Raw genomic sequence first — 23,662 nt, 5'->3', positions numbered from 1 at the left:
TTACGTCAGTGTATTACGCCTGTGTCAGCCGCTCCGACTGCTCAATCTTAATCGTCAGCTTATCACCGTCGACATCCACATGGGCCACACCGCCCTTCTCCAGCTTGCCAAAGAGGATCTCATCGGCAAGTGGTCGTTTGATCATCTCGGTGACCACACGGGCCATAGGCCGTGCCCCCATCGCCTTATCATAGCCCTTCTCGGCCAGTAAGGTTCTGGCATCATCGCTCACATCCAGCACCACAGACTTCTCATCCAGTTGCGCCTGCAGCTCGACCAGGAACTTGTCGACCACCTTGGCGATGACCGTCATATCGAGATGGTTAAACCAGATGATCTCATCCAAGCGGTTTCTGAACTCGGGCGAGAAGACGCGGTTGATCTCAGACAAAGCGTCCTGGCTGTGATCTTGCTGCTTAAAGCCAATGGATTTACGTACCGTCTCCTGCACACCTGCGTTGGTAGTCATCACCAGGGTCACGTGTCTAAAGTCCGCCTTGCGACCATTGTTGTCGGTCAAGGTACCGTGGTCCATCACCTGCAGCAGCAAGTTATAGACATCGGGATGGGCTTTTTCGATCTCATCGAGCAGCACCACGCAATGTGGGTTCTTGATCACCGCATCGGTTAACAAGCCCCCCTGATCGTAGCCAACATAGCCTGGCGGCGCACCGATAAGGCGAGACACAGTATGACTCTCCATATACTCGGACATATCGAAACGCACCAGCTTGAGGCTGAGACAAGATGCCAGCTGACTGGTGACCTCTGTCTTACCCACACCGGTCGGACCGGCAAACAGGAAGCTACCCACAGGCTTGTGGGCGCCGCTGAGGCCAGAGCGTGACAGGCGAATCGCCGAGCTTAAAGCTTCGATAGCCTTATCCTGGCCAAACACCACCATCTTAAGATTACGCTCGAGATTCTTCAGCATATCCTTATCGGTGGCCGATACCGTCTTCTCAGGGATCCGCGCTATCTTAGCTATGATAGACTCGATCTCCGCCTGACCTATGGTCTTCTTGCGCTTGCTCGCCGGCTGCATCGCCATGCGCGCGCCCGCCTCGTCGATCACGTCAATCGCCTTGTCGGGAAGATGTCTGTCGTTGATATGCTTATCAGCCAGACGCGCCGCCACCGACAAGGCCGCCATGGTATAGCGCACGCCATGGTGCTCCTCATACTTGCTCTTGAGACCTTGTAGGATCTTAGTGGTTTCCGCCACCGAAGGCTCGTTGATATCCACCTTCTGGAAACGTCTGGCCAGGGCACGATCTTTCTCGAAGATACTCTGATACTCCTGGAAGGTGGTCGAGCCCATACAGCGAAGATGGCCACTAGAGAGCAGCGGCTTTAGCAAGTTAGACGCATCCATCACGCCACCAGATGCCGCTCCTGCGCCGATAATGGTGTGGATCTCGTCGATAAACAGTATGGCGTGCTTATCTTGCGAGAGCTCCTTGAGCAGGCTCTTAAAGCGTTTCTCAAAGTCGCCACGATATTTGGTGCCCGCCAGCAAGGCGCCGAGATCCAGCGAGTAGACAGTGGCATCGGCCATCACCTCGGGAACCTCATCGTTGACGATGCGATAGGCAAGCCCCTCGGCAATCGCCGTCTTACCGACGCCGGCCTCACCCACCAGCAGCGGGTTATTCTTGCGGCGACGGCAGAGGATCTGAATCGAGCGCTCTATCTCATCGGAGCGGCCGATCAGGGGATCGATATTGCCCTTGCGGGCCTCTTCGTTGAGGTTAGAAGTAAATTGCGACAGCTTGCTGTGCTCTTCCGATTCGCTGTGATCTTCAATCTGTTCGGGTTCCTGAGCATTATCCAGCTCATCACGTGACACGCCGTGGGAGATATAATTCACCACATCCAGACGAGTGATCTCACCGTTACGCAGCAGATAAACCGCCTGAGATTCCTGCTCGCTGAAGATGGCCACCAAGACGTTGGCACCTGTCACTTCGTTGCGACCCGAAGATTGCACATGAAAGACGGCGCGCTGCAGCACGCGCTGAAAACCTAAGGTAGGCTGGGTTTCTCTGTCGTCGTTAGGATCGCTGATGATAGGCGTGGTCTGCTCGATGAAACTCGACACCTCTTCTCTTAACTTATCGAGGTTTGCACCGCAGGCGAGCAGCGCCTCTTGAGCCGCAGGATTATCGATTAACGCCAATAGCAGATGCTCTACGGTCATGTATTCGTGTCGCGCGTCTCTGGCTTGTTGAAACGCCAGATTCAAGGTGACCTCTAAATCTTTATTTAACATAAGCACCCCCTAAAATAATCACAAAACTTCGATATTCAGGCTTTCTCTAATGAACACAGTAACGGATGTTGGTTTTGTCTTGCAAACTGATTTACTTGTGCGACCTTGGTTTCTGCAATGCCGAAAGGGAAAACGCCGCAAATTCCCTTACCCTGATGATGAATTGCCAACATGATATCTGTGGCTTCTTGTTCATTTTTATTAAAAAAGAGTTGTAACACCTCGATGACGAAGTCCATCGGGGTATAGTCATCGTTGTTTAAGATCACTTTGTACATCGAAGGCGGCATGAGTTCAGTTTCCGCGCGCTCTTCGATATGCTCAATATTACCTACTTTACCCATATTTCAATATTAGCCTCTAGTTTTGGCTTCTTCCAAAAGTTGCTGACCACCCGGGATAAACCTGTTACTCATCCGACCATTAGAACCAATTGCTGACGAATTTAGCGTAAATGTTGCCTTTTTGTTAAATTGGTCTTGACATCCGCTTTTACTGGTTTCATTCTGTTCATCGAGCGGTGAATTTACCCCGCCTCATAAGTTTTACTATCTTACTGGTCAGTAAACAACAGAAGGAAGTGGAAGTATGGCAAACGGAACTGTGAAATGGTTCAACAACGCCAAAGGATTCGGGTTTATCTGCCCTGAAGCTGGTGGTGAAGACGTTTTCGCACACTATTCTACCATTGAAATGGAAGGCTATCGAACTCTAAAAGCAGGCCAATCAGTCCAATTCGAGGTGGAACAGGGGCCTAAAGGGATGCACGCGTCAGCGATATCGCCCACTAAATAGTGGGTCAAAAAAACAAAAAAGGCAGGGTTAACCCTGCCTTTTTTATTACTGATTTTTAATCGCTAACAGGCACCTATAAAGCAATAAAAAAAGGGCGCCGTGGCGCCCTCTTTCATTATATGGCTAAATTAGCCAATCAGCTTGTTCAGCGTCGCACTTGGACGCATCGCCGCTTCCGCCTTAGTGGCATCCAGGCGATAGTAACCACCTAAATCAACCGCAGGGCCCTGCGCACCATTTAACTCGGCAACAATCTTAGCTTCGTTATTGGTGAGCGCTTCGGCAAGTGGCGCGAACTGCGCTTTTAGCTCAGCGTCGCTATCCTGTGCGGCCAAAGCCTGTGCCCAGTACATCGCCAGGTAGAAGTGGCTACCACGGTTATCCAGCTCACCCACACGACGTGAAGGCGAACGGTTTTCATCGAGGAACTTACCAATAGCATTGTCCAGCGCATCGGCCAATACCTGCGCCTTAGGGTTGCCATAGTTCTGGCTCAGATGCTCGAGTGAGGCGCCCAGTGCCAGGAACTCACCCAGAGAATCCCAACGTAGGTGACCCTCTTTCTCCACCTGCTGAACATGCTTAGGCGCACTGCCGCCGGCACCAGTCTCGAACAATCCACCACCACTCATCAGCGGCACGATTGACAGCATCTTGGCGCTGGTCCCCAGCTCAAGAATTGGGAAGAGATCGGTGAGGTAGTCACGTAGCACGTTACCGGTTACCGAGATGGTATCCAGACCTTGCTTGATGCGCTCCAGTGAGAAACGAGTCGCCGCCACAGGCGCCATGATGTGAATTTCTAATCCATCGGTATCATGCTCAGGCAGATACTGCTCCACCTTGGCAATCAGCTGTGCGTCGTGGGCACGGTTTTCGTCTAACCAGAACACGGCTGGCGTCGATGACAGACGCGCACGATTAACGGCAAGCTTAACCCAGTCACGGATAGGCGCGTCTTTAACCTGACACATTCTCCAGATATCACCGGCTTCGACGTCGTGAGACATCAATAGGTTACCGGCGGCATCGACAACCTTGACCACACCGTCGGCGGCAATTTCGAAGGTCTTGTCATGGCTACCATATTCTTCGGCTTTTTGAGCCATCAGGCCAACGTTTGGTACGCTGCCCATAGTGGTTGGATCGAAGGCGCCATTTTCTTTACAGAATTGAATAGTTTCTTGGTAAACACCTGCGTAGCAACGATCTGGGATCAGCGCCTTAGTGTCCTTCAGCTTGCCATCTGGACCCCACATCTGACCTGAAGAGCGAATCGCCGCAGGCATAGAGGCATCGATGATCACATCGCTTGGCACGTGCAGGTTGGTGATACCACGGTCTGAATCGACCATAGCCAGGGCTGGACGCTCGGCGTAGATAGCGGCGATGTCGGCTTCGATCTCGGCCTTCTTGTCGGCTGGCAAGCTGGCTATCTTGGCATAGACGTCACCGAAACCGTTGTTAACATCGACGCCCAGCTCTTCAAACAGCTGGCCATGCTTTTCAAACAGTGACTTGTAGAACACCTTAACCGCGTGACCGAACATGATAGGGTCAGAAACCTTCATCATAGTCGCCTTAAGGTGCAGAGACAGCAATACATCTTCGGCCTTAGCGGCTTCGATTTCGCGCTCCATGAAGGCAACCAGAGCTTTCTTGCTCATGGTCGAAGCGTCAATCACCTCACCGGCCAGTAACTTAAGGCCAGATTTTAGTGTCTTACTGCTACCATCTTTACCTTCGAACAGGATATCGATGCTGGTTGGCTCGGCAACCGTCACCGACTGCTCGCTACCGTAGAAATCGCCGGCTTCCATGTGCGCAACATGAGACTTAGAATCGCTGCTCCAAGCACCCATTGAGTGTGGGTTCTTCTTGGCGTAGTTTTTTACAGAAGTCGGCGCGCGGCGGTCTGAGTTACCTTCACGCAGCACTGGGTTAACGGCACTACCTTTGATCTTGTCGTAACGCGACTTGATATCGGCTTCTGCTTCATTTTGCGGCTCATCAGGGTAGTTAGGCAGCGCATAACCCTTATCTTGCAGCTCTTTGATACAAGCTTTTAGCTGTGGAATCGAGGCACTGATGTTAGGCAGCTTGATGATATTTGCTTCTGGCTTAGTGGCCAGCTCACCCAGCTCGGCGAGCGCGTCAGAGATCTGCTGTTCTGGCTTTAAAAATTCAGGGAAATTGGCAATAACACGGCCAGATAAAGAGATGTCGCGTGTCTCAACGCCAACTCCGGCAGCTGCGGTGAAATGCTTGATAATAGGCAACAGAGATAGGGTCGCGAGAGCCGGAGCTTCATCTGTCTCCGTATAGATGATCGTTGGATTGTCGTTCATTATTACTTCCTACGTTTTTTGTAAAATAAATCGTTTATTAATCAAACCACTATGATGTCATTATTATAATTTTACGATGGCGAATGCGAGGCATGAAAAGGATAAATAGTAAGGGTGAACGCCCTGGGGCTCTCCCCTGACACTTAAATCGATTTAATGCAAAACAAAGCGCGGTTAACATCTCAAAATCTGTTCACGTTTTGCTATCGATCACATTTAGTTGGCCGACATCATAAATCATTCACGCCAATATTCAAATTCCACTAATGGCGAATGCACAGTACAATGTCAGCATTAGCATACACTCAGCCAAAAGTTTGCCTCGTGAGTCCAAAAACACCCAGTGCCAATAAGCTAGCTTCTCGTCGTCAGGGAGCGAAAACCAACGCCCCAGCCACTAAATCCAAAGGCAATTCTAATCAACCAAAACGAGGGGTGAGCGCCACCGCGGCAGAGGGTGTCAAACACAAACCTAAGCTTACTAAGCCTAAGTCCAAACCTAAGCCAAAGCCAAGGCCGCAGAACCCCGTCATCGTTTTGTTTAATAAGCCTTTCGATGTCTTGTGTCAGTTCACCGATGAGCAGGGCCGTCAGACCTTGAAGGATTTCATCCCGATTCAAGATGTCTACGCCGCTGGCAGGCTCGACAGAGACAGCGAAGGCTTACTGCTACTGACCAACGATGGCCAGCTGCAGTCGCGCATCACAGAGCCCAAGAAGAAAACCGATAAGACCTACTGGGTGCAGGTCGAAGGCATTCCCAGCGACGAGGCGATTCAGGCACTAAGAGATGGCGTCACTCTCAAAGATGGTCCGACCCTGCCGGCTAAGGTGGAGCGTATCGCCGAACCGGATGTCTGGCCCCGCAACCCACCGGTGCGAGAGCGCAAACAGATCCCCACCAGTTGGCTGGCGATCACCATCTGCGAGGGACGTAATCGTCAGGTCAGGCGCATGACCGCCCATGTGGGCTACCCGACGCTAAGATTGATTCGTTATAAAATAGGTCAATGGAGCCTGGATGGTATCGCAAATGGCGAATATAAGGTGCCCCCCCAATCCTAACGAGGTAATAGATGGAACGTTATAAACCCAATGTCACCGTCGCCTGCGTCATCAATTGTGACGACAAATACCTGATGGTCGAGGAGCTCATCGATGGCAAGCTCGCCTACAACCAGCCCGCAGGTCATCTAGAAGCCTTTGAGAGCCTTAACCAGGCTTGCGAACGCGAGGTATGGGAAGAGACAGGCCTTAGCATTAAGGTGCAGTCGCTGATCAACATCTATCAATTTCAAGCAAGAGACGATCTGGCCTTCCTGCGCTTCACCTATGCCTGCACCTTAGATGAGCCGCTCACACCCAAGCCCCAAGACAGCGCGATTTGCCGCGCCCTGTGGATGACGCTCGATGAGATAACCCAGCTCAAGGGCCAGCTCAGAAGCCCCCTGGTACTGCAATGTATTCACGACTTTCGTCAGGGAAAACTCTTTTCGACTGATGTGGTCAATTGCCGCTTTCTCTAGTTAGCCCAAAGTCACAATGCGTGATAGAATATGCCCCCGCATATTATGGTGATGATTTTCCCGGCAAGTGATGCACGATCAACGCGCAATTAGACACAGGGCTAAGCAGGCAAACCGGCTTGCTTAACCCCAGAAAACAGCCACCATAGCTACACGAATTTAATGGTTTTTAGGATTTATGGCAGCAATCGAACCCAACCCAAACGGTAAAAAAGTGATCGTCGGTATGTCCGGCGGTGTCGACTCATCTGTTTCGGCGTATCTCCTCATGCAACAGGGCTATCAGGTCGAAGGCCTGTTCATGAAAAACTGGGAAGAGGACGATACCGATGAGTATTGTGCCGCCGCAGAAGATCTTAAAGATGCCCAAGCCGTTTGCGACAAACTGGGGATCAAGCTGCACACGGTCAACTTTGCCGCCGAATACTGGGACAACGTGTTCGAGTACTTCCTCGCCGAATATAAGGCGGGCCGTACCCCTAACCCAGATATCATGTGCAACAAAGAGATCAAGTTTAAAGCGTTTCTCGAATTTGCCGACGACATCTTAGACGCCGACTACATCGCCATGGGCCACTATGTGCGCCGAAGCGATGCCTCGGGTCAAAGCCAGATGCTACGTGGCGTCGATGGCAACAAAGACCAGAGCTACTTCCTCTACACCTTGAGCCATGAGCAGATCGCCCGCTCCCTGTTCCCTGTGGGTGAACTGGAGAAGAGCGAAGTGCGTGAAATCGCCAAGGAGATGGGGCTGGTTACCCATGACAAGAAGGACAGCACAGGCATCTGCTTTATCGGCGAGCGTAAGTTCACCGATTTTCTGCGCACCTTCCTGCCCGCGCAGCCCGGCAAAATAGAGACCGCCGAAGGCGAAGTCATAGGTGAGCACCAAGGCTTGATGTACCACACCCTGGGCCAGCGTAAAGGGCTGGGGATAGGCGGCATGAAGAACAGCAACGACGATCCTTGGTATGTGGTCGATAAAGATCTCGAGCGTAACGTGTTGGTTGTCGGTCAAGGTGGCAAACACCCTCGCCTCATGTCGGTGGGTTTCTACGCCGATCAGCTACACTGGGTCGATAGAAAAGGGCCCGTTGATGGCGCCAAGATCACGGTCAAGACACGTTACCGTCAGCAGGACGTGGCCTGTACCCTCACCTATGAAGGGGACGATCGCATCAAGGTGATCTTCGACGAGCCAGTTGCCGCCGTAACTCCTGGTCAGTCTGCCGTGTTTTATGACGGCGAAGTCTGCCTTGGCGGCGGCATCATAGACAATCTGATTAGAGAGTAAGCCGTGAGCGAGCCGATTTTCGACAGAACCATGGCCTTTGCCGGTATATTGCAGGCGATAGGTCAGGTACAAAAGGTTGCCAGACACGGCCAGGCTGACGATGAGATGCTTGGCGCCTGTTTGGGTACCATAATGGTGACCAACCCAGACAGCACTGCCGATGTATATCAAGACAAGGTCGCGCTGAATCGCGGCTACCAACTGGTGTTGAACCAGCTGGGCGATGACAAGCAGAAAGATGTCGAGGTAACCCGCTACCTTATCGGTATCCTGGCTTTGGAGCGTAAGCTGTCACGCAGCTCAAACGCCATGGGCATGCTGGCCGAGCGCATCAATCAAGTACACCGTCAGCTGCACCATTTTGCCATTACCGACGAGCAGGTGGTTGCTAACTTCGCTGGCATCTACAGCGATATAATCAGCACCTTAGGCCCCAAGATACAGATCTCGGGCAATCCCGAGTACCTGAAACAACCTATGGTGCAACATAAGATACGCGCCCTGCTACTGGCTGCCATGCGCAGCGCAGTCCTGTGGCGCCAACTTGGAGGCAAGCGCAGGCACCTTGTCTTCTCGCGAAAAACAATAGTTGATACAGCTAAGAAAAGCCTCACCCTATAAATAATAAGTTAAGTTCATTAAAGGAGCTTCTAATGGAACTTTCCGCACTAACTGCTATCTCTCCGGTAGACGGTCGTTATGGTAGTAAAACCGCCTCATTGCGAGGGATTTTCAGCGAGTACGGCCTGACCAAATACCGTGTTCAAGTCGAAATCAACTGGCTAAAGCTGCTGTCCAGCTGCCCAGAAATTGAAGAAGTTCCTCCTTTTAGCGAAGCCGCACTGGCCTTGCTCGACCAGATCAAAGACAACTTCAGCGAAGAAGACGCAATGCGCGTCAAGACCATCGAGGCCACCACTAACCACGATGTGAAGGCCGTTGAGTACTTTATCAAAGAGAAGATCGCAGACAACAGCGAACTTACCGCCATCGGTGAGTTTGTTCACTTCGCCTGTACCTCGGAAGATATCAACAACCTGTCTCACGGCCTGATGCTGAGCGAAGCCCGCGAGCAGGTACTGGTGCCATACTGCCAACAGATCGTCGATGGCGTGAAGAAACTGGCCCATGAATATCGCTCTGTACCACTGATGTCACGTACCCATGGCCAACCAGCCTCACCTTCTACCCTAGGTAAAGAGATGGCCAACGTTGCCGTGCGTCTTGAGCGTCAGCTTAAGCAGATCCAAGCGGTTGAGATCATGGGTAAGATCAATGGCGCCGTGGGCAACTACAACGCTCACCTGTCGGCCTACCCTGAAGTTGACTGGCATACACTGTCAGAGCGTTTCGTGACCAGCCTGGGCCTTAACTGGAACCCATACACCACACAGATCGAGCCACACGATTACATCGCAGAGCTGTTCGATGCCGTCGCCCGTTTCAATACCGTACTGATCGATTTTGACCGTGACATCTGGGGTTATATCGCCCTGGGTCACTTCAAGCAGAAGACGGTTGCCGGCGAGATCGGTTCATCGACCATGCCGCACAAGGTTAACCCTATCGATTTCGAAAACTCAGAGGGTAACCTGGGTATCGCTAACGCCCTGATGCAGCACTTGGCGGCTAAACTGCCTGTGTCTCGCTGGCAGCGCGACCTGACCGACTCGACGGTACTGCGTAACCTGGGTGTGGGCATGGCGCACTCGCTGATCGCTTATCAGGCAACTCTGAAAGGCATCAGCAAGCTTGAAGTGAACGAGGCTCACCTGCGTGCAGAGCTGGACCAAAACTGGGAAGTATTGGCCGAGCCAGTACAAACCGTTATGCGCCGCTACGGCATCGAGAAGCCATACGAGAAGCTTAAAGAGCTGACTCGCGGTAAGCGTATCGATGGCGAGCAACTGGCACAGTTCATCGACACTCTCGAGCTACCAAATGATGTGAAGCTTGAGCTGAAGAAGATGACGCCTGCCAACTACATTGGCCGCGCCGAAGCTTTTGTGGATGATCTCAAGTAATCATCCCTAACACCTTATGAAAGGCGGTAGGCAGCAGCTTACCGCCTTTTTATTTCTGGAATATCTAGTTTCCGCAACACCTAGTTTCAGGAAAATGCACTTTCCTGAATATGTAGTTTCCGGATTATGTTATTTTCGGCATATACTGCCCCCTATTATTCAGGCCTGATGACCGACGCCATGTATACTCCCAACTTCGATACCCAAGAGTTTTTAGCCCATCACTGGCAGAAGCAGCCTCTGGTGATTAAAGGCGCCTTCGCGCACTTTCAAGATCCTATCGCTCCCGATGAACTGGCGGGACTCGCCTGCGAAGAGGAAGTCGCCTCACGCATCGTCCTGACCAAAAAAGATAATTGGGAGATCATCCAAGGCCCCATCGAAGACTACTCCCCCTTTGGCGATACCAACTGGCAGCTACTGGTCCAGGCAGTCAACCACTGGTACCCGGATGTAGAACCCTTGGTCAACGCCTTTCGTTTCATCCCCGACTGGCGCTTCGATGATCTTATGGTCTCCTACGCCACCCCCGGTGGTGGCGTCGGCCCTCATATAGACAACTATGATGTCTTCTTACTGCAAGGCGAAGGTAAACGCCGCTGGAAAGTCGGTGCCAAAGGACAATATTCGCCCCGCGGCGGCGATACCCACACGGCGCTGATCGATGATTTTGAGCCCATCCTGGATGTGGTGCTCGAGGCTGGCGACATGCTGTATATCCCGCCAGGCTTCCCTCACCGCGGTGAGACATTGGAGACGGCGCTGAGTTACTCCATAGGGTTTCGTGCGCCCAGCCAGCAGGAGCTCTTTAGCAGCATAGCCGATCACTTGATCGACACCAACAGCGGCAATAAGCGCTTTACCTCGAACCAGGAACCCGCTAGCCCAGGGCTGCTGAGCGTCGAGCAACAAGCAGGCATGCTAGCCTTGGTCTCTGAGATATTATCGCAGCCGGACCACTATCAAACCGTGTTGGGTCAGACCCTGAGTCAGAACCGCTTCGAACTTGATCTGGCTGAGCAAGGGGAAAGTTACAGCCAGGATGAGCTGATGGAGGCCCTGGAAGATGGCGCCTGCCTACAACGCATCGGCGGGCTGAAGGTGATTCGTCTCGAAGACGATAAACACGCTAGGCTCTTTATCAATGGTGAGATCTACGACTTTGATGCTGTTGATGATGACGATGCAGATGAGCTAGATGACGAACTTATGCTGCTGGCTAATGCATTTAGCTTCGAGGGCGAGCAGGCGCTGGACCTGTGTCAGCATGAGGCCATAGGCCAATACTTTGTCTGGTTACTCAACTCTGGCTACGCCTACCTGGCATAAGCAGCCAGATGCTCTTCTCCAGTCGCTGATACCCTGTAGCTGATACCAAATAGCTGATGACCTGTATCTGATAACAGGAAAGTATTGAAGCTGAGAACACGAAAAAGCCGCCTCAAATAGGCGGCTTTTTATTGGGCTTTAGGCTCTCGTTTCAAGCGCTTTTTAAAGACACTCTTAACAGCGATGGCTGTTTAAAACGCTTAGCCTTCTTTCCACAATTTTTCGTCGTTGTGGATCTGATACAGGCTCTCGGCACGTGACACCAACAGCTGCGCAAACTGAGCCTGGGTCTTGTCCTTTACGGCGCCAGATTTCACCAGGTTTTCCGCCTTAAGCTGCCACATCATAGAGAAATGGCGAATCGCGTCGCGCGCGGTGGCAGCAACCTTAACATCCACATAGTCTGAAGGCAGATCGCCAGACATCACCCAGAAGGTCTGTGGCTTTGGCTGCTTAGACTCCATCTTCCATACCGCGAGGAAAGGCGCAAGGTAACGGCTCTCTTCGGCAATCACTTTACTTGGGATCACCCCTTTTTCCGCCAGAAAGCGGTTTGCCTTCTGAAAATGCTCTTTAACCCATTGTTGTGTCAGGGCTTCTTGTTCTTCTGGAGAGAGTGCTTTAGTGTTCTCGACTGCTTGTTCCGTCATACTGCTTCCTATTGTTATAGTTATGCTGTGAAGGGCGAAATGGAGCTGACAAACTGCATATTGCGTGAAAATTCACACACAACTTTACGTTAACGTAAAGTGGAAAGCAAAATTGCCACACCGATCACAATTAATCCCAATCTTTGCTTTGTTGAGAGTATCGCTAAATGCTATCGTTCTGCAATAAATATAACAAGCCGTCGAAGGTGCCTCTTTGGCATTCGGCGTTTTAATTCCCAAGCGGAGAACTCATAAAGTGGCAGTATTTAATCATATCTCATTTGATGACCACGAACAGGTCGTATTTTGTCATGATAAAGAAAGTGGCTTACGTGCAATCATAGCCATTCACAACACCAACCTGGGCCCAGCGGTCGGCGGTTGCAGAATGTGGAACTATGAGTCTGATGACGAAGCACTGACCGACGTATTACGTCTGTCTCGTGGCATGACCTACAAGAACGCCCTCGCCGGTCTGGCCATGGGTGGCGGTAAATCGGTGATCATCGCCGATCCTAAAGTGGAAAACCGCGAAGCCCTATTCCGCGCCTTCGGTCGTTGTATTCATACTCTGGGTGGTAAGTACTACTCTGCAGAAGATGTGGGCGTGTCTACCAGCGACATCATGATTGCTCACCAGGAAACCCCATACATGGCGGGTCTTGAAGGTCAGAGCGGTGACCCATCACCATTTACTGCGCTTGGCACCTACTTGGGTATCAAGGCTGCCGTTAAGCATCAACGTGGCCTGGACAGCCTCAAGGGCCTTAAGATTGCCGTTCAGGGCGTTGGCCACGTAGGTTACTACCTGTGTCGTCACCTGCACGAAGAAGGCGCCGAGCTGATCGTAACCGACATTCACCAGTCTTCACTGGACAAGGTCGCTACCGAGTTTGGTGCTACCGTGGTTGCGCCTCAAGATATCTATCATCAAGATGTCGATATCTACGCGCCATGTGCCCTGGGTGCCACCATCAACGACACCACGATTCCACTGCTGAAGGCTAAGATTGTGGCAGGTTGTGCCAACAACCAGCTTGCCGAACTGCGCCATGGCGAGAAGCTTAAAGAGCTGGGCATCCTGTACGCGCCAGACTATGTGATCAACGCCGGCGGTATCATCAACGTCTCGTTCGAAAAAGATTACGACGCACAAAAATCTACCGCCAAGGTAGAAGAGATCTACAACACCCTTCTGAAGATCTTCGAGCAGTCTGATGCGCAAAACCGCACCACTGCGGATGTTGCCGACGAACTGGCACGCGCCATCATCAACGGCGAAAAATAATTTCTGACGCTAATTACTGGTGCTAGCCGGATTGAAAAACCACCGACAAGTTCGGTGGTTTTTTTATTGCCTGCAACCCGAGTTTTGCGCTAGGCCATAGACTACTCAACCGATAAAAAACAGCTCAAAAATTTTCTGATTAGATTTTTCTTTTAGCGCCAAAGAGATAATTTTCAGACACAGATTTTTCACAAAGGCGTACTGGAAAATGTCATATTCCTCTGCTTGACTTAGAGGCTCATCATCTTCGCTAGGATTGCATTATGATAAGTTTCAAGTACCACTTTAATCAGGATTTAGTGGAGTTACAGGCCAGTAACTGGATAGGCTTGGAGCAGGTATTTGTTAACGGCAAGCGGGTCTCGCGTAAGCTGAATTTCGGTCCCAAGAGCGAACATGAGGTGAAGCTACACAGCGGCGATCCCTGTAAGTTTCAACTCTTTATCGATCCCAATAGCGAGCAGATGATCTGCCGCATCTACAAACAAAACCGCCTGATCACCAGCATCAAACAGGGAAAGGAAAACCTGATGCAGAGCCGCCTGCTGCTACAATCTGTCATCATAGTGATGGCCGTCTCGAGCCTGGGCATGTTGCTGGTGGTGTAACTCAAAGTGACGACATCCCGAGCTTAATCGCCTATTCAAATAAAAGAACAGATCTAACCAGACAGACACAATAGCGCAGACAAGTATTCAAGCTTCTGAGACCATCCGCGCCGAGACACCAAAATAAAGCTCTGCTTATTAGCAAAGCGTCAGGCTTTCCCCCACCACACAGACGGCTTGAGTGCTCTGATAGTTACCGCTGCCCGCCGTCACCGTGGTAACCACTAGCTTCTGTTGCTTCTGAGAATTATCCACCAGCTCGGCCTTTAAGATAGTGCCGTCCCGCACAAAGGCCAGACTAGCGACAAAATCCCCCACATCCAGGTTACGATACAGACTCACCTGCACGCTGCCGATAGATCTTGGCTCCAGCGCCCCCTCGACCACCACCAGGCTGTAGCCGTTTGCCAGCGTAAAGGCTTTAGCATAGCTATCACTGCCCACACTCGATGCACCAACCGCTTCTGGCTCGGAGGCAGCAGCTTGAGATGTGGAAGAGTGAGTTGAGGATTGGTTTGAGGCTTGAGTTGAAGACTTGGGCGATTTCTCGATATTGACCATACAAGCAGACAGGCTCATTACAAGCGTCGCCGTTAGCAGAGGTTTCAGCATTTCGATCATCCGTTGATTTAGGTGAGGTTTGATAATAGGTCAGATTGCCTAGGATAGGCCATTGATCTTATTGAGTAGATAGATAAATTGTTGTGATTCAAATTCAGACAGATTACCGAGAAACTGCTCGTTGACCCGCTCGGCCTCGCAGATAAGGTCTTGCTCCAACGCCTTGGCACTGTCGGTTAGGAAGATTTTGAAGGCGCGGCGATTGTCCGCCTCCTGATGACGGGTGATATAGCCCTGCACCTGCAGCTGATCTAACAGGCGGGTCATGGTGTAGTTAGCCACGTCACAGCGCTTAGACAGCTCTGTCTGGGTGATCCCCTCCTCCTGCCACAGGGCAAACAGGACGGGCCAGAGCTTAATGTCCAGCTCATAGCGCTTTAGCCTCTCATCCAAGGCCTTCTGAAGCTCGATATTAAGATGAGACACTAGGTATCCCAAGCTTTCATAATGTTTCAATCAGCACCTCCAGATACAGCGGTCATGCATTAATACTAACATCTGGTCCTAAAGAAACTAGGGCTCGGCTAACGCTAATTCGTAACGAAAAACCAATTGTCTTATCTAAGAAAGGCTTAACTCTTAGTTCGCGTCGCCGTCTTGATTTAGCAGGTATTGCTCGATAAAACGATAATAACAGGCTCTTCCAAGTTTAGCCGATAATCCTCTGGCTAAGGAGACGGATATTTCCGCCTCATCCACTACAAAAGCATCATACCCGGCCACCTGAAACTGGGTGCCTATGGAGCTGGTCAGAGTAAAACATCCGTCTTGCGTCTCTTCATAATCATTGATAATAAAGGGAAACTCGGCAACTTCCACCCTCACCGTCTCCACCGGCGTCATCAGGAAATATCCCTCAGATTTAAGATGCAAAATGGTGGCAAAAAGCCGGCAAAATTTATCAGGCAAGGGCTCGCCGCGATAAAACCAGCGCCCCAGGTTATCGATATGAAACAGGGGCGCCTCATCGCATAGCGGCGCGCCCTGAGTGATTTGCCGCAGCTGGGCGGCGGGTTCGAGTTCAGGCATAGTCTCTCATTGGCTCATTAGCCATGCACAGATTAGCCATGAACAGATTAGCCATGCATTTACTAAACATTATCAATAAGACTTAGCAGCGCCTGCACCGGATGCTTAGGTTTGAAGCCACCGAAACGTTTCACCTGGCTACGACAGGAGTAACCCGAGATCAATATCTGCTCATGTGGCAGCGATTCTATGGCCTTCTCCCAGGACATCTCATACAGGGCCTTGGAGCGCTTAAGGTTATCGCTCTCGTGACCATAGGTGCCCGCCATGCCGCAGCAGCCAAGGCTGACTGTGCTTAACTCGGCGCCAAATGCGCTAAAGATCGCCTGCCACTCTTTAGCCGTATTGGGCTTGGCCGTCGATTCGGTGCAGTGGCTGAACCAGGTAAACTGCCTATCAGAACTAGCCGCATTAGCCGAATCTGCTGACACATTTAACTTAGCTGACTTGGCTGTCGGCGCCACGGCGTCGATCACCTGAAGCAACCATTCGTTGGCCAGCAGCACGTTAAAGTCGCCACGATTTTCAGCCAGGATCTCTTTATATTCATCGCGATAGCAGAGCACCATGGCAGGATCTACCCCCACCATAGGCATGCCAAGGGCGTGCACCTGATTCAAGAAATCGGCGCTGGACTGAGCCGTCTTGGCAAACTTATCCAGGAATCCCTTAATATGAATCGGCTTGCCATTTGGTTTAAAGGGCAACAGCACTGGCTTGAAGCCCAGCTTCTCGATGAGCTTAATAAAGTGATAAACCGTCTCGGCCTCGTAGAAGCTGTTGAACGGATCTTGCACCACCAGCACATATTGGTCACGTTCGGCTTCAGGGATCTGCTGCAAGGCATTGAGGTCATAGCCACGGCAGGCGTGGTTCTCCAGACGCTGCTTGAGGGTCGGTACTGACAGCGCCGGCGCATCCACATAGCCGATAGATTGTTTAATCACCCACTGACTCAGTTTGTTTTGTGAGGCAAAGTTGGTGATCTGAGGCACTTTGGCCATCAATGGCAGACTCTCTTCAATCCCCGCCACCAGATAGTCTTTCACCGGTCTGAGATAGCGCTGGTAATAGATGTTAAAGAACTGCGCCCTGAACTTGGGCACATCCACCTTCACCGGGCACTGAGACGAGCAGGCCTTACAGGCGAGACAGCCCTTCAACGACTCCATCACCTCATGGGAGTAATCATATTCGCGCTCTTTCTTCAGGGTGTTCTGGGTGCGCTGCAGCCAGCCCAGAGGCTTGGCCTTGGCTAAGGCCTCGACATCCACTCCTTCTGCTTCCAATAAGCGCAGCCATTCGCGCATCAGACCCGCGCGCCCTTTCGGCGATTGTACCCTGTCTCCGGTCACCTTAAATGAGGGGCACATCGGCGAATAGACGCTGTAGTTGAAACAGAGGCCATTGCCGTTACAGTTCATCACATCCGGGAAAGCCTCGCGGGTGTTGACCGGGATCTGACGATCGAAGGCTCCGCGCTTAACGCTGTCGACATTATAGAGCAGAGGTCCGCTGCCCTTGGGTGCCACCAGCTTGCCGGGATTAAGCTTGTTATTGGGGTCGAAATAACCTTTGACCTCTTCGAGCAGACCAAACAAGGTCTCACCGAAGACAGATGGACCATACTCGCCACGTACCCCTTTACCATGCTCGCCCCACATCAGACCGCCATACTTGAGGGTCAGGGCCGCCACCTGATCAGATACCGTCTTGAGCAGTCGCTCATCCTGCGGATCGCACATATCCAGCGCCGGACGCACATGCAGCACGCCCGCATCCACGTGACCGAACATGCCATACTGCAGCTCATGGCTGTCCAGCAGCGCCCTGAACTCTAAGATAAAGTCAGCAAGCTTCTCAGGCGGCACAGCGGTATCTTCGGCGAAGGCGATAGGCTTGCGGCTTCCCTTAGTGGCGCCAAGCAGCCCCACCGCCTTCTTACGCATGGCGTAGATGGTGTTGATGCTCGCCTTATCCGATGTGACCTGATAACCCAGCAGGCCAGCCTGATTAGCGGCAAGCTGAGTATCTAGCATCGCCTCTAATTGTTTAACTTTGGCTTCCACCTCGTCAGGCTCACCGGCGAACTCCACCATATTGAGGCCATCGATGGAGGCGCCCGGCACATCTTCAATCAGAGATGACACCGAATGCCAGATGATATCCTGCTTGGCCAGATTAAGGACCTTAGAGTCCACGGTTTCCACCACGGTCGCCTCGGCCTTGACCAAGTCCGGCGCATGACGCAGCGCCGACTGGAAAGAGTCATACTTGATGTTGACCATCATGCGCGTCTTGGGCAGCGGCGTAATATCCAGCTTGGCCTCGGTGATCACCGCCAGCGTGCCTTCGGAGCCGGTAAGAATGCGCGACAGGTTGAACTCATCGACAGCCTCGTTCCAGACGTTTTTCAAATCATAACCCGTCAGGAAACGATTAAGCTTGGGAAAGCGGCTCTCTACCTCGCCTCTGTGCTCACGGGTCATGCGGGCGATATCACGCTGCAGTGCCTGCCCCAGGCTTGGGGACTCCAGCGCATCTAAGGCTTCGAGCGCTTTAAGATCCAGCGGCTTGGTCTCCAACACGCTACCGTCGTAAAGTACGCTGGTCAGCTCGAGCACATGATCAGAAGTCTTGCCATAGACCAGCGAGCCGGCGCCCGAGGCATCTGTGTTGATCATGCCGCCCATGGTGGCGCGGTTAGAGGTTGAGAGATCTGGACTAAAGAAGAAACCATGAGGGCGCAGCGCGTCGTTGAGCGCATCTTTGACCACCCCGGCCTGCACCCTCACCCAGCGCTCCTTCTCGTTGATCTCAACCACCTGATTGAAATAACGCGACAGATCCAGAATGAGGCCATGGGTCAGCGACTGACCGTTGGTGCCTGTGCCGCCCCCGCGCGCACTAAAGACGACCTGTTTAAACTCTGGCTTAGTCGCCAGGGTCATGATCAGCTTAACATCGGCCTGAGTCTTGGGATACAAGACCGCCTGAGGCAGAAACTGGTAGATAGAGTTATCCGTTGCCTGGGCGAGACGCGCGCTGTAACGCTTGTCGATATCGCCACAATAATTGCTTTGGGCAAGGGCGTCGAGAAACGCCAAATAGACAGGCTCTAGGGTCTGTTGATGGGATAACTTAGGGAGCATGATGACTTCTTTTTAATTGGTGTTTATTAAAATAATGTTGCCATTATAAACAAAAAAAAGCCGCTAAAAAGCGGCTTTCGTCAATTAGCTTATTCTATCTAAAGAATAATTAAGCGTGAGCTTCACCCAGGTATAACCAGGTATCGATCACTGTATCTGGGTTAAGCGATACGGTATCGATGCCCTGCTCTACCAACCAAGCCGCAAAGTCCGCGTGGTCAGAAGGACCTTGACCACAGATACCCACGTAAGCGCCTTTCGCCTTGGCGGCCTTGATAGCCATTGCCAGCAGAGCCTTAACGGCTTCGTTACGCTCGTCGAACAGGTGGCTGATGATGCCTGAGTCACGGTCCAGACCTAGGGTTAGCTGGGTCAAATCGTTCGAACCGATTGAGAAACCGTCGAAGATCTCGAGGAACTGGTCGGCTAGTAGGGCGTTAGAAGGCAGCTCACACATCATGATGACGCGTAGACCATCTTTACCACGCTCCAAGCCTTGCTCTTTCAGCAGTTCGATAACCTGACGGCCTTCTTCAAGCGTACGTACAAATGGGATCATGATCTCTACATTCGTCAGACCCATCTCGTTGCGAACACGCTTGATGGCTTCGCACTCAAGGGCGAAGCAGTCGCGGAACGACTCAGAGATGTAACGGCTCGCACCGCGGAAGCCCAGCATTGGGTTCTCTTCTTCCGGCTCGTAACGGTCACCACCAACCAGGTTAGCGTACTCGTTAGACTTGAAGTCTGACATACGTACGATAACTTTCTTCGGATGGAAGGCCGATGCGATAGTCGCGATACCTTCAACCAGACGTGCCACGTAGTATTCTACTGGTGACTCGTAGCCGGCGATCATCTCGTGGATCTCTTGCTGCAGCTCGGCGCTTTGGTCGTTGAACTCAAGCAGCGCCTTAGGGTGAATACCGATCATACGGTTGATGATGAACTCAAGACGCGCCAGACCCACACCTTCGTTAGGCAGACGAGCGAAGTCGAACGCTCTGTCTGGGTTACCAACGTTCATCATGATCTTCATCGGCAGTTCAGGCATGGAATCGACGCGAGAAGACATAACGTCAAACTCTTGGATACCTTCGTAGATGTAACCTGTGTCACCTTCGGCACAAGAAACAGTCACCTGTTGACCATGCTTGATCTTGTCTGTGATGTCGCCACAACCTACTACCGCCGGTACGCCGAGTTCACGGGCGATGATCGCCGCGTGACAAGTACGGCCACCACGATTAGTAACGATAGCGCTGGCGCGCTTCATGATTGGCTCCCAATCTGGGTCAGTCATATCGGTAACCAGTACGTCACCTTCTTGGATCTGATCCATATCTTCGATAGAAGCCAGTACCTTTGCGGTACCATTACCGATCTTATGACCGATGGCACGACCTTCGCCAATCACTTCGCTCTTGGTCTTGAGGTGGAAACGCTCAATCAGCTGTACATCTTCACGTGAACGCACGGTTTCTGGACGCGCCTGTACTATATACAGTTTGCCGTCGTTACCATCTTTAGCCCACTCGATGTCCATTGGACGACCGTAGTGCCTCTCGATGATCATGGCTTGCTTAGCCAGCTCCATCACCTCTTCATCGCTGATAGAGAATTGACGACGCATATCGGCGGGTACATCTTCAATCTTCACCTGCTTACCGTGGCTCAGGTCGTCAGAGTAAACCATCTGAATCAACTTGCTACCGATGTTGCGGCGAACAACGGCCTTGTGACCTGCGGTCAGGCTTGGCTTGTGAACATAGAACTCATCTGGGTTCACCGCGCCTTGTACTACCATCTCACCCAGGCCGAATGAAGAGGTCACGAAGACTACATCGTTGTTACCTGACTCAGTATCCATGGTGAACATTACACCTGAAGCGGCGGTGTCTGAACGAACCATACGCTGTACGCCAGCTGAAAGCGCAACGCCTTTGTGGTCATAACCTTGGTGTACACGGTATGAGATAGCTCGGTCGTTAAAGAGAGAGGCGAATACGTGCTTGATAGCAACCAGTACTGCGTCGAAGCCTTTAACGTTCAGGAAGGTTTCCTGTTGGCCGGCAAATGAAGCATCTGGCATATCTTCAGCAGTCGCTGAAGAGCGTACTGCGAACGATGCATCGTTAGTTTCTGAGGAAAGCTTGTCGTACGACTCACGTACAACCTGCTCAAATTCGCTATGGAACGGGGTATCGATAACCCACTGTCGGATCTGTGCACCTGCGGTGGCGAGTGCATTCACGTCGTCGACGTCTAGAGCTTCTAGCGTCTCGTATATCTTCTGGTTAAGTCCGCTTTGTTCAAGAAATTCATTGAACGCAAAGGAAGTGGTCGCAAAGCCACCAGGCACTTGAACACCTGCATTAGCTAGATTGCTGATCATCTCCCCAAGAGAGGCATTTTTACCGCCTACCTTGTTGACGTCACCCATGCCTAATTCTTGATACCAGAGTACATATTGCTGCACAGTTCTATCTCCGCAAGTTTATTTCAGTGTGGCCCCTTCACACGAGGGCAGCGGCATTTTACACTCCACAGCAAGACGCGTAAATCTATAATTTTATTTGTAATTTTATTACTACAAGAGGTCAAAATGTCACGTAAAGTCTTTTATATCTCAGATGGGACGGCGATCACGGCCGAGGTTTTTGGCCATGCGGTACTGTCTCAATTTCCAGTTGAGTTTGAAGCACTTACTATTCCATTTGTCGAGACAACTCAGAAAGCCGAGGCGGTAAAAGCACAAATTAATGATTGTTTTATTACAACAGGCGAACGACCACTTGTGTTCCATTCTATCGTCAAAGCCGAGATCCGAGACATCATCTACAGTAGTGAGTGTATCGACTATGACTTCTTGAACACCTTCGTTGCCCCCCTGGAAGATCAGTTAGGCGTCAAGGCGGTTCCCGTCACCCACAGAACTCACGGCAAAGCAAACCACAGCTATGAGGCGCGTATCGACGCCATCAATTACGCCATGGAAAACGATGACGGTCAGACCCTCAAACATATCGACAAGGCAGACATAGTGCTGCTGGGTGTATCCCGTTGCGGCAAGACCCCCAGCAGCCTGTATCTGTCGATGCAGTTTGGTATCAAGGCGGCTAACTATCCCTTCATCGAAGATGACATGGACAACCTTAAGCTGCCCGAGGTGTTAAAGAAGAACAAACATAAGCTGTTTGGTCTGACTATCGACCCTGTGCGCCTGCATGAGATCCGTCAGAGCCGCATGGAGAACAGCCGCTACTCCTCGCTGAGACAGTGCCGTATCGAGGTAAAAGAGGTAGAGATGATGTATAAGCGCGAGCGCATTCCCTTCGTCAACACCACCAACCACTCGGTAGAAGAGATCGCCACCAAGATTCTGGATGTCACCGGCCTGGAACGTCATATGTTCTAAAACTAGGCTGACCTCTGCCTATATAGAGGCAAGTTAAGCGCCCCAAATGGCAAGCTAACTGCACAGATGTAGACAAATACCGGAAATTTTCATCTGTTTACCCCTGTGCAGCTAGCAACTATTGGTTATAATCCGAGGCAATCAGGCGAAAGCCAAGACAAACGCTCGGTATATTGAATGACCATTAAAACAGACGAACTACGCACCACATTACTATGTAAGGCCATTTCACCTGCTAAACTCGCATCTGAATACCCGCTTACTCAAGACGCCGCCGACTACCTGGTTCAACAGAGACGTGAAGTTGAAGCCATTCTCACAGGTGAAGACAAACGTCTTCTGGTGATCATCGGCCCCTGCTCTATCCACGACACCCAGGCTGCCATCGACTACGCTAAGCGTCTGGCCGTGCTGCACAAAGAACTCAAAGACTCACTCTGCATCCTGATGCGCGTCTATTTCGAGAAACCTCGTACCACGGTTGGTTGGAAGGGACTGATCTCAGATCCGGATCTCGACGGTAGCTTTAATGCCAACAAGGGCCTGCGCCTGGCGCGTCACCTGCTGCAAGAGATCACCGAGCTAAACCTGCCTATCGCCACCGAATTTTTAGATATGGTTAACGGTCAGTATATTGCCGACCTCATCACCTGGGGCGCGGTTGGCGCCCGAACCACTGAGAGTCAGATCCACCGTGAGATGGCCTCGGCGCTCTCCTGCCCCGTAGGCTTTAAGAACGGTACCGATGGCAACATCAATATCGCCATCGACGCGGTGCGCGCCGCCAAGGAACCCCACATCTTCTACTCGCCCGATAAAGATGGCGCCATGGCCGTTTACCGTACCAGTGGTAACCCTTATGGCCACATCATACTGCGTGGCGGCAAGCAGCCTAACTACCATGAGGCCGACATTCAGGCTGCGGCGCAGAAGCTTAAAGACGTGGGTCTATCTCACCGTATGGTGGTGGACTTTAGCCACGGCAACAGCCAGAAGCAGCATAAGCGTCAACTCGAGGTCGCCAAAGATATCATGGCACAGGTCGCCTCAGGCTCGACCGCGATTGCCGGCATCATGGCCGAGAGCTTTATCGAAGAGGGCAACCAGAAGGTGGTTGCCGGTGAACCACTGGTTTACGGTAAGAGCATCACGGATGCCTGCCTCGACTGGACCGACTCTGAAAAGCTACTGCGAGACCTTGCTGCAGCCTCCAAGGCGCGCATGGCAAAGCTTAGCTAATACCTAATGTGATTATTTTAAAAAGGCTTCCTCGTGAAGCCTTTTTTAATGTCATGAAACCCACCACAT

Annotated in this window: 20 protein-coding genes; 11 read left to right on the top strand and 9 right to left on the bottom strand. The window is 51.7% G+C overall.

Translation table 11 applies throughout. The features are described from left to right. Positions 1–13: 13 nt before the first annotated feature. Both clpA and clpS read right to left on the bottom strand, forming a co-directional pair. Positions 14–2,272, bottom strand: coding sequence for an ATP-dependent Clp protease ATP-binding subunit ClpA (gene clpA, locus K0I31_RS08130; protein WP_220080488.1), 2,259 nt, complete (start codon positions 2,270–2,272; stop codon positions 14–16). 35 nt (positions 2,273–2,307) lie between these two features. Further along, the gene (gene clpS / locus K0I31_RS08125) at positions 2,308–2,616 is read right to left on the bottom strand and encodes an ATP-dependent Clp protease adapter ClpS (RefSeq protein ID WP_011865364.1); all 309 of its coding nucleotides are present in this window, start codon (positions 2,614–2,616) and stop codon (positions 2,308–2,310) included. 244 nt (positions 2,617–2,860) lie between these two features. Between clpS and cspD the strand changes: the two genes are divergently transcribed. Further along, positions 2,861–3,067 carry a cold shock domain-containing protein CspD gene (gene cspD, locus K0I31_RS08120; protein WP_011865363.1) on the top strand — a complete coding sequence of 69 codons (207 nt, stop codon included), beginning with the start codon at positions 2,861–2,863 and terminating at the stop codon, positions 3,065–3,067. 128 nt (positions 3,068–3,195) lie between these two features. Here cspD and K0I31_RS08115 read toward each other — a convergent pair whose 3' ends face one another. Further along, positions 3,196–5,415: an NADP-dependent isocitrate dehydrogenase gene (locus K0I31_RS08115; protein ID WP_220080487.1), complete on the bottom strand. Its 2,220-nt coding sequence runs from the start codon at positions 5,413–5,415 to the stop codon at positions 3,196–3,198. A 273-nt stretch (positions 5,416–5,688) separates the two neighbouring features. On the opposite strand from K0I31_RS08115, the gene rluE reads away from it, so the two are divergent. The 6 genes from rluE to K0I31_RS08085 all read left to right on the top strand — a co-directional run bounded on the left by rluE (position 5,689) and on the right by K0I31_RS08085 (position 11,588). Continuing rightward, positions 5,689–6,480: a 23S rRNA pseudouridine(2457) synthase RluE gene (gene rluE, locus K0I31_RS08110; protein ID WP_220080486.1), complete on the top strand. Its 792-nt coding sequence runs from the start codon at positions 5,689–5,691 to the stop codon at positions 6,478–6,480. Between the two features lie 11 nt (positions 6,481–6,491). Further along, positions 6,492–6,941 (top strand): NUDIX hydrolase, encoded by a 450-nt coding sequence (locus K0I31_RS08105; protein WP_220080485.1) that lies wholly within the window; start codon positions 6,492–6,494, stop codon positions 6,939–6,941. A 178-nt stretch (positions 6,942–7,119) separates the two neighbouring features. Then, positions 7,120–8,235: a tRNA 2-thiouridine(34) synthase MnmA gene (gene mnmA / locus K0I31_RS08100; RefSeq protein WP_220080484.1), complete on the top strand. Its 1,116-nt coding sequence runs from the start codon at positions 7,120–7,122 to the stop codon at positions 8,233–8,235. A 3-nt stretch (positions 8,236–8,238) separates the two neighbouring features. Beyond that, entirely contained in the window at positions 8,239–8,856 is a 618-nt protein-coding gene (gene hflD, locus K0I31_RS08095) for a high frequency lysogenization protein HflD (protein WP_011865358.1), read from the top strand. A 32-nt stretch (positions 8,857–8,888) separates the two neighbouring features. Further along, entirely contained in the window at positions 8,889–10,259 is a 1,371-nt protein-coding gene (gene purB, locus K0I31_RS08090) for an adenylosuccinate lyase (RefSeq protein ID WP_220080483.1), read from the top strand. Positions 10,260–10,439: 180 nt separating this feature from the next. Next, a complete protein-coding gene (locus K0I31_RS08085) occupies positions 10,440–11,588 on the top strand; it encodes a ribosomal protein uL16 3-hydroxylase (RefSeq protein WP_220080804.1) in 1,149 nt (382 codons plus the stop codon). Between the two features lie 200 nt (positions 11,589–11,788). Here the strand turns inward: K0I31_RS08085 and K0I31_RS08080 are convergent, their stop codons facing one another. Next, entirely contained in the window at positions 11,789–12,238 is a 450-nt protein-coding gene (locus K0I31_RS08080; protein WP_220080482.1) for a DUF4826 family protein, read from the bottom strand. A gap of 256 nt (positions 12,239–12,494) precedes the next feature. On the opposite strand from K0I31_RS08080, the gene K0I31_RS08075 reads away from it, so the two are divergent. Together K0I31_RS08075 and K0I31_RS08070 are read left to right on the top strand one after the other, a co-directional pair. Next, on the top strand, positions 12,495–13,526 hold the full coding sequence (locus K0I31_RS08075; RefSeq protein ID WP_011865354.1) for a Glu/Leu/Phe/Val dehydrogenase dimerization domain-containing protein: 1,032 nt from the start codon (positions 12,495–12,497) through the stop codon (positions 13,524–13,526). 263 nt (positions 13,527–13,789) lie between these two features. After that, positions 13,790–14,134: a hypothetical protein gene (locus K0I31_RS08070; RefSeq protein WP_220044890.1), complete on the top strand. Its 345-nt coding sequence runs from the start codon at positions 13,790–13,792 to the stop codon at positions 14,132–14,134. Positions 14,135–14,272: 138 nt separating this feature from the next. Here K0I31_RS08070 and K0I31_RS08065 read toward each other — a convergent pair whose 3' ends face one another. The 5 genes from K0I31_RS08065 to ppsA form a co-directional block, all read right to left on the bottom strand. Then, positions 14,273–14,746, bottom strand: a complete 474-nt coding sequence (locus K0I31_RS08065; RefSeq protein ID WP_258406608.1) for a PliI family lysozyme inhibitor of I-type lysozyme — start codon at positions 14,744–14,746, stop codon at positions 14,273–14,275. Between the two features lie 48 nt (positions 14,747–14,794). After that, positions 14,795–15,211, bottom strand: coding sequence for a MarR family winged helix-turn-helix transcriptional regulator (locus tag K0I31_RS08060; RefSeq protein WP_033540720.1), 417 nt, complete (start codon positions 15,209–15,211; stop codon positions 14,795–14,797). A gap of 123 nt (positions 15,212–15,334) precedes the next feature. Next, entirely contained in the window at positions 15,335–15,784 is a 450-nt protein-coding gene (locus K0I31_RS08055) for a DUF1285 domain-containing protein (RefSeq protein ID WP_220080480.1), read from the bottom strand. Positions 15,785–15,846: 62 nt separating this feature from the next. Continuing rightward, complete coding sequence (gene ydiJ, locus K0I31_RS08050) at positions 15,847–18,936, bottom strand: D-2-hydroxyglutarate dehydrogenase YdiJ (RefSeq protein WP_220080479.1); 3,090 nt, start codon at positions 18,934–18,936, stop codon at positions 15,847–15,849. A 109-nt stretch (positions 18,937–19,045) separates the two neighbouring features. Then, the gene (gene ppsA / locus K0I31_RS08045; protein WP_220080478.1) at positions 19,046–21,415 is read right to left on the bottom strand and encodes a phosphoenolpyruvate synthase; all 2,370 of its coding nucleotides are present in this window, start codon (positions 21,413–21,415) and stop codon (positions 19,046–19,048) included. A 126-nt stretch (positions 21,416–21,541) separates the two neighbouring features. Between ppsA and ppsR the strand changes: the two genes are divergently transcribed. Continuing rightward, positions 21,542–22,354, top strand: a complete 813-nt coding sequence (ppsR, locus tag K0I31_RS08040; protein ID WP_011865347.1) for a posphoenolpyruvate synthetase regulatory kinase/phosphorylase PpsR — start codon at positions 21,542–21,544, stop codon at positions 22,352–22,354. A 177-nt stretch (positions 22,355–22,531) separates the two neighbouring features. Next, complete coding sequence (locus K0I31_RS08035; RefSeq protein ID WP_220080477.1) at positions 22,532–23,593, top strand: 3-deoxy-7-phosphoheptulonate synthase; 1,062 nt, start codon at positions 22,532–22,534, stop codon at positions 23,591–23,593. Positions 23,594–23,662: the final 69 nt, after the last annotated feature.

Origin of the sequence: Shewanella spartinae, assembly GCF_019457555.1 — a bacterium.
Lineage (GTDB): Bacteria > Pseudomonadota > Gammaproteobacteria > Enterobacterales > Shewanellaceae > Shewanella > Shewanella loihica.
Note: the sequence above shows the minus strand (reverse complement) of the source record. Positions and strands in the feature narration are given on the sequence as shown.